We start from the raw sequence: 11,976 nt of genomic DNA, 5'->3' as shown, positions 1-11,976 counted from the left end.
CTGATATCTTCTCCGCACTTGGTAAAAATGTCAAAACAAACTTAACTTTTGACCAAATGGCAGCCATTCAAAAAAATGATAAAACGGCCGGAAACAGCATTGAACAAATCGAGATAAAAGAAACAGGCACAATGATTAACAAAATTTATTATGGAATAGTCGCTCCTGAAGAGAAACAAAGGGTACAAAGTGAGTTAAAATCACAATTGGAGATAACCAATTCTAACTAGAGCTACTAATGTTGCTTTGTTTAAAAACTTTTACAAAAACATTCTACAAAAGGTTAAACTCGCCAGATTGGCGAGTTTTTCTTTTTACCTTTCAAAGCATTTGCCCCGATTTTTCTCTAAAAAGTCAGAAAAAACTCTCTCATGGCTTCTCCCTTACCAAACTTATGGGAGGCCGGGTTCAAATGCGAAACCGGCCTCTTTTAAAATATGAATCGCAAAGGAGCGAATTTGCTGTGGAACAAATCATCTCATTTATTAATGAGGTTGGCTTCCCTATCGTTGTGACCCTCTATCTGCTCTATCGAATAGAATCCAAGCTAGATTTAGTCGTCCAGTCGATCCAGAGCCTGCCTGAGCGAATGAAGGGGTGAATTTCATACCGTTCTTGGTATATCCCCAAATGACTAAAGCCAACTACCTTTTCAATGTGGCAGTTGGCTTTTTATACGCAAGTATTTCTTAAAAACATCCATATTTTAGGATCTATAAACTTATCCTTTATTATTCTGTTACTGCTAAGTTAGTTGAACTAGTTTTTCACGAAACAATTAAGTCCTTTATCATTTTAATCTCTATACCCAAATAAAATTACACGATGGGATTTTATATCTGCTTAAATTCCAACCCCACCAAATCTGTTCACTTAAGAGCGTTAAGTGTGATCTTTGCAGCTTCTGCGATCAGCGCATTGTCAAAGGTGGCATTCTGTGTATCGCGGCTGGATAGAACTGCGATAACAATGGGAGCTCTATTCGGCGGCCAAACAATCGCAATGTCATTCCGCGTTCCATAGCTTCCGGCCCCGCTCTTATCAGCGACTTCCCAGCCGGTTGGTGCACCAGCCCGGATCAAGGAATCTCCAGTGGCATTTCCTCGCATCCAATCTGTCAAGAGCGTACGTTTTTCAGCGGGGAGCACGTCACCGATTGCGAAAGCCTGAAGGCTGGTTGCAAGTGCTTTTGGCGTGCTGGTGTCACGTCTGTCTCCAGGAACGGCTGAGTTCAAATCCGTCTCGTAGCGATCAGCTTGAGTTACGTGATCGCCAATCTGCCTCAATGCTGCTTCAAACCCCTCAGGGCCTCCCAATTTCTCAAATAAAAGGTTCCCTGCAGTGTTGTCACTATATCGAACAGCAGCCTCAATAACTTCCCGAAGAGTCATCCCGGTATCTACGTGAAGGCTTGTGACGGGTGAATACGTAACGATGTCCTCGCTATTGTATGTAACTAACTCGTCAAGCTGCTCAATAGAGTATTGCTGCAGCAATGCACCTGCGGCTAGAGCTTTGTAAGTAGATGCGAAAGCGAACCGCTCTTGTGGCCGATAGGAGACCTTCCGATTTGTACCTGTATCGATCGCGTAGACTCCAAGACGGGCATCATATTTGTCCTCGAGTTCTGCAAACTCGCGGTGTATTTGGGGTGCCGGCGTTTTCCTGACTGCCTTTTCGGACTTGTCAGAAAGGGTATCAGTAGTCATTGACCAGCCGGCGAGCGGTACAATGGCAACCACTAGCACAAGCAGGGTAATTATAAAACTTTTTATGTTGAAAATATCATTTGTTTTCCTCATAATCTTTACCTCTTTCTATTAATATTAGAAGTTCTGAAAATAGAATAAGCGGCTTATTGCACTTTTTCAGCTTCTTAAAAAACTGCCCCGAAATGATGGGGAGGAAAGGTATCCCTCCTTTCTACAATTTGATTACATGCGAAATAGTAGGATACGCACTAAATACCACATATGTAGTATTTATTACACACTTAATACTACACTTGTAATAAAAAGATGTCAATCATTTTGCAGTTGGCTGTCCTTTTTCATGAAGGTCAAAATATGCCCGAAAAACCCGCTGGCTGATGATATTAGCTGCACTGTGCGGCTGAGCATAACCATCACGGTAGGCATTTGGCACAATAACGGCAATGGCAATCTCGGGATCATCGAATGGGGCATAACCAGCAAAAGAAAGATTCCAAGTCTTCACCCCATTTTTATAGGATTCCGAGGTCCCTGTTTTACCTGCGGCATTGTACGGTTCGTCTTTAAAATATCCTCTCGCAGTTCCTTGGGAACCATGGGTGACCAGCCAAAAACCTTGTTGAACCCGCTTAAGCATTTCCGCACTCATATCCACCTGATTCAGTACCACTGGTTCGATTTCATCGATTACGTTTCCTGGTTCATTGCCATCCTCATTGGGTTCACGAATCTCCTTCACCAATTGGGGCTTCATCCGGTAACCTCCATTGGCAATCGTTGTCATATACTGGGCAATTTGCAGCGGTGTATAGGTATCTAATTGTCCGATGGCAATTTGAAAATAGGTACTTGGATTGGTTCCTTTAATTCCCGAGGTTTCATTATCAAAACCAATACCGGTCGGGACGCCCAAACCAAATTGGTTGAAATAATAGCGGATCGTTTCAATTTTTTTCGGGTCGATATTTAATGTGCCATTGGGGACATACTTGCCGCCCATCATTTCAATCGCGGTTTTCCACATATACACGTTTGATGAACGCTCTAATGCCTCTAAATCGTTAATTCTGTTCATGACTTGGTAAGAGGAAAAGGTGCCCGAGCCCTTAAACCGCATGACTTCATCCAGCTCGGTTTCTCCGAAATCCCTGACACCCGTTTGGTATCCTGTTAATACGGTGGCACCTTTTACAACGGACCCCTGTTCAAACGCATAAGTGAAGGTTCCCGGGGTAAAATCGGTGAACTCCCCGGACTTCCTGTCATACACTTTTCCTGACATCGCCAGAATCCGGCCTGTTTTCGGTTCCATTGCCACGACAAAGGCAGTGTCAAGGGTATCCGTATGCGGTTTTTGGATCGCACTGACTAACTCTTCCTGCATGATTTTTTCCACCTGGGCCTGGAACTCCATATCAACGGTCAGAACAAGATCCTTGCCGCTCTTCCCTTCCAATACCGTCTTTGTACTTACCACATTTCCATTTTGATCGGTCACCGTTTTCACTTTTTCCTTATGGCCTTGCAACACACTATCGTAAAGCTCTTCAATATAGCTTTTTCCGACGCGGTCATTCAGTTTATATCCTTTAGAGGTATAGTAATCTACCTTGTCTGCCGGTAGGCCTTCATCTGCACTCGTAACTTCCCCAAGCATATTCCAAAACGTTTCCCCGTAGGTGCGGCCCCTCTTCCAATCGGTCGTCACATCCACACCCGGCAGGTTATCCAGATTTTCATTAACCTTCGCAAATTCTTCCTCTGTTACATTTTCATTTTTGACCATCGTCGGTGTTAAAGCGGTGGCGGACGAAAGTTTCCGGTATATGGCCGCAAGATTTTTGTCCAGTGCCTGAAGATTGCTTTCTGTAATGCGGTTCAATTTTAATTGATATAAATCCTTGTCATTCAGCTTTTCCTGTTTGTATAATTTCTCCTCCTTCTTAGTGATTAAATCCGTGCCATTGTTATGTACTAACAGCCAGATATCTTTCAAATCCCGATCGGACACTTTATTGATCTCTTTATCAGTCATGACCAGGAAGGTATTTAACTTCTTGGCTAGTTCAAGCAGTTCGCTTGGCTGCGGATTTTTCGGCGGTGTATAGATAATCGCCTTTTCCGGAATATTGTAGACTACTAACCTATCGTTCGTGTCGTATATTTTTCCGCGTGGAACAGAATAGCTGACAGGGGTCACATCCGTCTTCTCAGCTTGAGCCGCAAAGGCTTCTCCTTTAAAAATTTGAATAAACCCCAGGCGCAGAATTAAGATGGAAAAAAGGACAAAGACCACGAAAAAGAGACTAGTCAATCTCCATCGAGTTTTACTTTTTACTATATTTTTTTTTGCTTCAAAACTTATCAGCTCTTTCCTATTGGGAGTTTGTGTACAAGGTGGAATCGAAATACCACACTTGTAGTATTTGGAACAAAAAACACCCAAAAAGAAAGGTACATTCTTTCTGGGGTATTTTTTAATAAATCTGTTTATCATGCAGAATCTGCTTAGCAATCTCCGCCGCTTTGCTTCCTTGGGCCAGGCCGTCCTTATCTTGAATATTAATCGCAAAATAAAAACGATCCTCACCTTTATCGACAAAGCCGATAAACCAGCCATTTACATTCTTTCCATTAACCATACCGGTTCCCGTTTTACCGTACAACTGCCCATTCTTTTGTTCATCTATTAAAAGTGCCTTTTGTACCGCTTTGATATTTTCCGCTTTAAAACCCCATTGATTTTCCTCTAATTGGGATAATAATTGGACTTGTTCAATGGGTGATATTTTTAAAGAAGATTCCATCCAGTAGCTATCCAAATTCCCTGAAAGATCCTCATTCCCGTATTTAATCTTATGAAAATAATCCTGCAGCGGCTTTCTCCCTACCTCTCGATCGGTATTCTGGAAATACCAATTCACGGAACGGCTTAAGGCAGTCGCTAAATTTTGATTTTGATTCCATTCTGGGAACGGATAAATTTCCCCATCCCAAACCTGGTTATTGTTATTCGGCGAAATCACATTGGATTCCAATGCAAATAAGGCCGAATATATTTTATAGGTGCTATCAGGAGAAACCCTCTGTTCACTCATCTCGCGATTATAGATTTGATATTGTTTTTTAGAAGAATCATATAAAACAAAGCTTCCCTTGTAGCCCTTAAAATATGCGCTTAGATCTTCATCGACCGTATTCTTCCCGCTAAACTGATACACATCATTTGGGCTGGCAATAACGGTCGTGAATGGAGCAAGGAATAGTACCACCATTCCTAAAACAGCAAAGATGATTTTGCTTTTCCATTTCAATAACAGCGAATCTCTAGAGTAACTTGCAATCCGCTGGATTCTTTGTTTGATTTGTTTTTTTGTCCCGCCTATACCTGGAGCAATCTGTTCAAAGGGACGCCCCTGCTTTTTATCGACAAAACGAATGATCGTATACCCGTATTCGATATATCCGCTCTCATCCAAAAGATTTAACACGGATGCATCACAGGCCAATTCCCGATCATTTCGGATCCTTTTTGAAGCATACCAGACGACCGGGTTAAACCAATAAATTATCTGAACCAGCCACAGGCCGTAATTCACGAACAAATCTTTGCTTTTATGATGGTGCAGCTCGTGCAAAAGCACGTATTTTAATTCATTTAACGAGAATTCTTCTCGCGTTTTGCTTGGTAAAAAAATATAAGGCTGAAAAATCCCGAACGTGATTGGCGAGGAAATCAGAGAGGTCTCCCGCAGCCTTATTTTTCTTTTCAGCCCAACCATTTCTTTGCACGCTTCTAACAGTTTGTTTAACTTTTGGTCATCAATAGCCGAAGCGGACTTTTTGATTTGATAGATTTGATAAGTTGAATAAACAGCAACCCCAACAAAAAGAAGCACTCCAATGACCCAAGCTGTAAAAAGTGTATGGTAGACGAAATCGGGCGCTGACTTGTTTACCGATACCGTGAAATCATGTAATAAATCGCTGTTTGGCGCCTGAGCGGCAGCCACTCCATTGATCCCTTCACTGTCCAATGGCGCTTCTCTATGGAAAAATAGTAAACTTTTAAAATCTCCAAGGCGAAAATAATGCCAAGGCAAAAAGGCAGCAAGCATTGGAATGCAAAGAAAATACCAAATATGATAATGTGCTTTCACTGTAATATGCTGGTTTAATAGCTTTTTGATTAACAGAATAGTAAAAATAAGGAGGGATACAACGATTGTACTGACGAAAATTCGCAGCAGCAGTGTATCCATTATTTCTCCCCTTCTTTCTTTTCCCTCGTGGACAATATTTTCTTTAGTTCCGATATTTCTTCGTTCGATAACTGATCATTTTCAATAAAATTTAAGACCATTGAATGTAACGTACCGCCGAAGAACTGCTGCAGAAAGGATTTACTTTTTTGCTCCACATATTGGTCTTTTTCAACCAATGAAGTATATATAAACATTCGGCCATCTTTCCTTGCATGCAAAGCCTTTTTCTTCACGAGGCGTGCCAGCATGGTGTGAATGGTATTGGGCTTCCAATCACTCTTATTCGATAATTTCTCCACTACCTCAGGTGTCGAAATCGGCTCATAGTTCCATATAACCTTCATCACTTCATATTCTGCTTCTGATATTTGTGGAATTTCCTTCATGATACCTCTCCTACTTTTACAACTGTAGTATTTATTATAGCAGGAAGGGCCCGGTATATAAAGTATTGGGGGACTTTAACCTATGGTAAATAATCCCCCTGTGTGCTAAGGATTTATTCTGATCCCATTTTTACTATATGATTTGGACGTTAATCCTTAATCAAGGTCACGCCATAACGGCTTATGCACATGTTGTTTATAAAAAAGAATGAATTAAGAATAGAATGGCAAAAGCAACACCAGACCGTAAATGCCACTTCCGGTCCATCCTTTGATATCGAAATAGTCCTGATATAGGAACGGGAAGCAGGACTATCAAGGAAAGCAATCCACTTATATTATTAAAATCAAATTTGAAGCCGTGCATAAAGACAGCTACCGTATGCAAGATAATAAAAGCGATGGCGAGAATTGCTACCGGAGTATGCCATCTTCGGGCAAAGCGCAGTAAGGTGGACAACCATTTTTTCACCTTGGCTTGACCTTTTAAATAACGAAGCTTCATAACACGAAGAAGCACATAATAAGCAAGTACAAAAAATAAGGCAATTCTTGCATTGGAGCCAAAATCTTTAAATGTATGTTCGAACTGCTTGCTGTGCAGAGTCGTTAATGAAAGCTGCAATAACCCCCTTAGTTCCCAAAGCATGATCGCAGCTGCGATAATAATCGCCACGATTACCCATATACGTTCCTTTTTAGGAATCCATCCTTGTTTTTGGACCTTGATTGCCCGTGTATTCATTGGTTTGTCCTCCTATTAATGAGAGTAGTGTTTGCATTTCTTCTGCATTTTAAAATCCAAAAGCAACTTTTAGATTCTTAATTTGGTCATTGTCACCGAATTCTATTTTTCCGGAAAACAAACCACTTAAAGTTAAAATAAGCTTCGAATACAATGTAGCACGATAAATGAATACATTTTCTAAATTAATGAATTTTTAATTTTAAATTAAGTTAAAAATAAGAAGCGACAGCAAATACTATAAAAAACTTTTTCCTTTTTAAGAGGAGTTAGTTATGGAAACAATAAATATAACAAAAATAGGCGCATATTGGTGTTAGATAAGTGAATTGGGAGGTGAACAAAATGAATCAACACCTGCATCACGTAGAAGAACATTTTTCTGGTTCTGACTTCATTCGGGATGTTGTCATTGGTATGTCAGACGGATTAACCGTACCATTTGCATTAGCTGCTGGTTTGTCCGGTGCTGTTGATACAACAACATTGATTCTCACGGCAGGAAGTGCTGAAATTGCAGCAGGGTCAATTGCAATGGGACTTGGCGGATACTTGGCAGGAAAAACAGATGCGGAACATTATGAATCTGAACTTGCTCGCGAACAGCGCGAAGTAATAGATCTTCCGGAACGCGAAGAGGAGGAAGTATCGGAAATTTTCAGGGAATATGGACTTGAAGAAGAACAAATCAAATCTATTACAGAAACCATGAAAAAGAACCCTGAAAAATGGGTGGATTTTATGATGAGATTCGAATTAGGGTTGGAGAAACCAGAGCCAACAAGAGCAAGGAACAGTGCGATTATCATTGCAGTTTCTTATATTGTCGGCGGATTAATCCCTTTGTTCCCTTATTTTATTTTACAACATCCTGCAACAGCATTAATGGTTTCTGTAATTGTCACACTTATCGCCTTGATGATTTTTGGATACGTAAAAGGAAGGTTCACGGGAACTTCGCCTATCAAGAGCGCTGTTCAAACGATGATTATTGGAGGACTTGCAGCAGCAGTTGCGTTTGGTCTGGCGAGAATTCTCACTTGAAGGTAGGTAGAATGTACGAAACCTCACAAACTTACTCAACAAAAAAGGCAATGTCAATTAAACATCACCCAAAGTACTCCTAGATAAAATTAATCTTCTGTTCCTAAAACATCTGTATTTGGGGGCTCATAACCCATCTGACGGAGCATGGCCACTATTTGTCCCTTGTGATGAAACTCGTGAGTAATGGTGTGCATTAGCAATTTACGGGGAGTAATAGATAATCGTTCAGGTGTTTCTCTCCAAGGGATGTCTCTCTCAATTAGTACGTCTAAATCATGTCCATGTAGTTCTAATAATTCATTTACGATTGAATCTACTTGTTCAAATCGTGCTTTTATTTCCTCTAAACGGAGATTATGTAATTCTTCTCTTGGAGTAAGTGGTTTTTTAGTCTTCAATAAAACAAATGAGCCAAGCCATGCAACATAGCAATCTGCTATATGAACCAATGTGTCCCTTACACTTTGCCAACCGAAACCATTCGTTTGAGTAAAATGATTAGAATCTAATTTCCCACAAAAATCTAACAGAGTTCCTCTAGTCTGCCGAACCCATCCATATTCCTGTTGAAGCATCAAAACACCCACCTTTAACAGTTATAACTACTTATTCTTTATATGTATAGAAAACCCTTTCCATTCATTCACCGAACAGCATTTCGTAAAACTACATACACGTTCAATTTTTGGATATCCTACAAAATAGGAGCAGCTAGCCTGGGATGGAAAAAGGATGGTCATGATGTCAATAAAGGTTCAAAGGATTTTAAATATTGCTATGGTCTTAATTGCATTGTCAACATTACCTCTTATGGGGTTATACAATATAAAGCGATTTTTACCTGTTTCAATCCTTATCGGTGGTATAGAAGGGATTAATGCACTAATTGGGAAAAAACGTAGATGGTGGGTCTTTTATAATAAACCAAATTCATACTTATTTAATGAATTTCCTTTTAATATTGGTGTGTTTTTGGTAACTTCACTTTGGATTATGAAGTGGTCATATGGAAAATTCCTAAAGTTTACCTTACTTAATGCAATGGGTAATGCTCTTTTTGCATATCCATTCGCCAAATTTGCGAGAAAAATTAAGTATTTCACATTGGTTCGTCTTAATCATTTACAATTTTTCTTCTATTTCTTTTCTAAGGTATTTCTGTTTTATGGATTGCAATACCTTTTTGAAAAGTACAAAAAGCCTGATTAAAATAAGAAAATGCGTTCTTAAATGATCCTGCCCGTTACTTTGAATACATTTGTTCACAAATAAGATTAATTTCACTAAGGTACAAAATACGCACTATGCTGATTAAACACGTTCAAGCTTTTTAAATGGTCTAGGGGGTAATACAGCGCGGATGGTATCACCTGGTTTCACTTCTCCACTCTGCAATATAACTCCCATTATTCCTGCTTTTCTTATTAGATTTCCATCTGAATCCTTATCCAAAACAGCCTTTAAAAGACCCTGTTTAAAATGATCAATTTGAGCACAAGGATTGCGTAAGCCTGTTACTTTAATCATTGCAGACTCACCTATAAATAATATCGTGTCAGTAGGTAATTCAAGAAGATTTATTCCGACAGTTGTTATATTTTCACCCATTTGTCCAGGTTTAATATGAAAACGGTCTGCTAACTCTTCGAATAACTCATTTTGAATTAAATGCACCTGTCGTAGGTTCGGTTGGTTTGGATTTTGTGCTACTCTCGATCGATGTTTAACCGTTGAACCAAAGTGTGCATCGCCTTCGACCCCAAAATCCTTCACTACTTTTATACTCTCTTGATTTTCTTTACTAAACGTATGCCTCTTACTTAAACTAACCGCTATGACTGTTCCTAAAATTGAACTCTCTTTTTTCTCATCAAACATTCAATCCTCACAGCCTTCCTGTTTTTTAAACTCCCTGTTTGTCCATACTCGATAAAGGTTTAATTATTCCTTCTTCTACTAACTTGCTTCGTTAGAATAAGAAAAAGACCGCACTTAAGCGGAACAAAATAAAGGGTTGCAGTAACAACCCTTTGTTTAACTCTAAGCACCTGTTTGTTTAAGTATATTTTTTTACAATCGTGTCGAGCGCATCGGACCAGCCGTCGTACACGTACTGATCGCCGGGGTGACCGGCAAATCCGCGCAGGTGGAAAATCATCTCGGTACGGTCGCCGTGTGCGTTGAGGGTTAGAGTCACGACAGGAGAGTTCTCGATTGGAGCATCGGGGTAACCCCAGGTGAAGACGAGCCGTTCGAAAGGTACGACTTCGAGAAACACACCTCCGGTGGGATACTCCTCGCCGGTCTCGATGTTGACCATCGTGTAGCGGTAGCGTCCGCCTTCGCGAACGTCGAAGGAGATGGTCTCCAGGGGTGTCGAAGGCAACCAGTTGGCGAGTTCCTTCTCCTCTGTCCAGGCGCGCCACACGAGCTCGCGGCGGGCATTCAGGGTACGGGTAATGGTAAACTCCTGTTCAGATGTGGGCATGTTCAATATTCCTCCTTTGTAGTCATGTTAAATATAAATGACTGTATTTTACCAAAGGTTCCAAAATCCCTTTAAACTAAACTGGTTTAAAACCCTACTAATGCTGAAAACAGCGTTACGGTAAATCTACTTCAGCGATTCCACTAGCTCGTTCAATCGGTCCCAAGTTTCGGTGATACCCTGTATCATACCCATGTCCATGACGGTCTTGAGGGCCTCTTCGGAAACATATTCAGCACGGTTTATCAGCTTTGTCTTTCCACCCAAATCGATGAATTCCAATGTGATCTCGGTCGACGGCATGGAGTCATTCACATTGCCTTCGGCATCCGAAAAGTAATCGGTGTAGACGATCTTCTCCGGCTCGATAATCTCCTTATAAACCCCTTTACCCCAGGATTCCATACCAAAAAATTGACCCTGATTCTGATCGACACACTTCATACAGTAATGCCAAACGCCTCCCGGACGGAAATCGACGGTGCAAACAGGAATCTCCCAGCCCCTCGGCCCCCACCAGCGTTTCAGATGCTCCGGCTCTTTAAACATCCTGAATACGAGATCTCGTGGCGCATCGAAAACGCGCTCCAGTACCAATACCCGATCATTCTCTACTCTCGATACCATTGTGTTGTTTGCCATTTTATTTCCTCCTTGTTCAAATGTTTTATATTTTTTAAAGGGATTAACGCATTGCTTTCAACTGTGATTTTATTTTTCTTCTTTTTCTTGCATTACCTTTAAATAATCGTCCAAGCTATCAAATCTTTCTTCCCAAATTCGGCGATAAGACTCAAGCCACGCATTTAATTGAATAAATGGCTCAGGTCGTAATTGGTAGATGCGCCGATTTGCATCAGCGTGTACTTTAACAATTCCGGCATCACTAAGAACACGAAGGTGTTTAGAAACTTGTGGCTGACGGATTTGTAAACGTTCGGAAATTTCCCCCACTGTAAGGGGACCTTCTCTCAAAAGTTCTACAATCTGTAAACGATTGGGTTCGGAAAGAGCGTTCAGTGTTGTAGTATCCATTTATAGAACCCACCCCTATCCATAAAACAGCTAAATTTACTATTCATTTAACCCTATTTAATTTAATTGTAAAAAGTACTTTGTCTCAATATCCCCACCCAACTGTACACAATTCTCCAAAAATGAAGTTCTAAATTTGAATAATATTCCTTAAATGGAATATAACACAATTAGAATATTCCTGTAAAGGAATATTGTGATTTTATTTTTAAAAAATTAAATCTTTTGTTTCCTTTTTATAAGGATAGCCTATCAGGTTGACAATTTATCTTACTGGAGAAATGTACTGTGACATCAA

General features: G+C 40.4%; 13 protein-coding genes and 1 pseudogene. 4 read left to right on the top strand and 10 right to left on the bottom strand.

What is annotated here, in order from left to right:
* Both KHB02_RS25260 and KHB02_RS25255 read left to right on the top strand, forming a co-directional pair.
* A pseudogene (locus KHB02_RS25260) lies at positions 1-230 on the top strand (LytR family transcriptional regulator); the annotation flags it as partial.
* A 233-nt stretch (positions 231-463) separates the two neighbouring features.
* The gene (locus tag KHB02_RS25255; RefSeq protein WP_213117301.1) at positions 464-601 is read left to right on the top strand and encodes a YvrJ family protein; all 138 of its coding nucleotides are present in this window, start codon (positions 464-466) and stop codon (positions 599-601) included.
* Between the two features lie 268 nt (positions 602-869).
* On the opposite strand, the gene bla is transcribed toward KHB02_RS25255, so the two are convergent.
* From bla to KHB02_RS25230, 5 genes are all read right to left on the bottom strand, one after another.
* Positions 870-1,802 carry a class A beta-lactamase gene (gene bla, locus KHB02_RS25250; RefSeq protein ID WP_213143768.1) on the bottom strand — a complete coding sequence of 311 codons (933 nt, stop codon included), beginning with the start codon at positions 1,800-1,802 and terminating at the stop codon, positions 870-872.
* A gap of 223 nt (positions 1,803-2,025) precedes the next feature.
* A complete protein-coding gene (locus KHB02_RS25245) occupies positions 2,026-4,026 on the bottom strand; it encodes a peptidoglycan D,D-transpeptidase FtsI family protein (RefSeq protein ID WP_241114079.1) in 2,001 nt (666 codons plus the stop codon).
* A gap of 163 nt (positions 4,027-4,189) precedes the next feature.
* Positions 4,190-5,974: a BlaR1 family beta-lactam sensor/signal transducer gene (locus KHB02_RS25240; protein ID WP_213143767.1), complete on the bottom strand. Its 1,785-nt coding sequence runs from the start codon at positions 5,972-5,974 to the stop codon at positions 4,190-4,192.
* Positions 5,974-6,363 (bottom strand): BlaI/MecI/CopY family transcriptional regulator, encoded by a 390-nt coding sequence (locus KHB02_RS25235; RefSeq protein WP_213143766.1) that lies wholly within the window; start codon positions 6,361-6,363, stop codon positions 5,974-5,976. Before KHB02_RS25235 ends, KHB02_RS25240 begins: the two co-directional genes overlap by 1 nt.
* Before the next feature lie 196 nt (positions 6,364-6,559).
* Positions 6,560-7,108 (bottom strand): hypothetical protein, encoded by a 549-nt coding sequence (locus tag KHB02_RS25230; protein WP_213143765.1) that lies wholly within the window; start codon positions 7,106-7,108, stop codon positions 6,560-6,562.
* Positions 7,109-7,453: 345 nt separating this feature from the next.
* Here KHB02_RS25230 and KHB02_RS25225 point away from each other — a divergent pair, with 345 nt between their 5' ends.
* Positions 7,454-8,152: a VIT1/CCC1 transporter family protein gene (locus KHB02_RS25225; RefSeq protein ID WP_213143764.1), complete on the top strand. Its 699-nt coding sequence runs from the start codon at positions 7,454-7,456 to the stop codon at positions 8,150-8,152.
* 89 nt (positions 8,153-8,241) lie between these two features.
* On the opposite strand, the gene KHB02_RS25220 is transcribed toward KHB02_RS25225, so the two are convergent.
* A complete protein-coding gene (locus tag KHB02_RS25220; protein ID WP_213143763.1) occupies positions 8,242-8,730 on the bottom strand; it encodes a DinB family protein in 489 nt (162 codons plus the stop codon).
* Between the two features lie 157 nt (positions 8,731-8,887).
* Here KHB02_RS25220 and KHB02_RS25215 point away from each other — a divergent pair, with 157 nt between their 5' ends.
* Positions 8,888-9,364 (top strand): hypothetical protein, encoded by a 477-nt coding sequence (locus KHB02_RS25215; protein WP_241114078.1) that lies wholly within the window; start codon positions 8,888-8,890, stop codon positions 9,362-9,364.
* Positions 9,365-9,466: 102 nt separating this feature from the next.
* On the opposite strand, the gene KHB02_RS25210 is transcribed toward KHB02_RS25215, so the two are convergent.
* The 4 genes from KHB02_RS25210 to KHB02_RS25195 form a co-directional block, all read right to left on the bottom strand.
* The gene (locus tag KHB02_RS25210) at positions 9,467-10,033 is read right to left on the bottom strand and encodes an MOSC domain-containing protein (protein WP_213143762.1); all 567 of its coding nucleotides are present in this window, start codon (positions 10,031-10,033) and stop codon (positions 9,467-9,469) included.
* A gap of 178 nt (positions 10,034-10,211) precedes the next feature.
* Positions 10,212-10,643 carry an SRPBCC family protein gene (locus tag KHB02_RS25205; protein WP_213143761.1) on the bottom strand — a complete coding sequence of 144 codons (432 nt, stop codon included), beginning with the start codon at positions 10,641-10,643 and terminating at the stop codon, positions 10,212-10,214.
* A gap of 126 nt (positions 10,644-10,769) precedes the next feature.
* Entirely contained in the window at positions 10,770-11,285 is a 516-nt protein-coding gene (locus KHB02_RS25200) for an SRPBCC domain-containing protein (protein WP_213143760.1), read from the bottom strand.
* Between the two features lie 69 nt (positions 11,286-11,354).
* Positions 11,355-11,678 carry an ArsR/SmtB family transcription factor gene (locus KHB02_RS25195; protein WP_213143759.1) on the bottom strand — a complete coding sequence of 108 codons (324 nt, stop codon included), beginning with the start codon at positions 11,676-11,678 and terminating at the stop codon, positions 11,355-11,357.
* Positions 11,679-11,976: the final 298 nt, after the last annotated feature.

Origin of the sequence: Neobacillus citreus (assembly GCF_018343545.2) — a bacterium.
Taxonomy (GTDB): domain Bacteria; phylum Bacillota; class Bacilli; order Bacillales; family Cytobacillaceae; genus Neobacillus; species Neobacillus citreus.
Note: the sequence above shows the minus strand (reverse complement) of the source record. Positions and strands in the feature narration are given on the sequence as shown.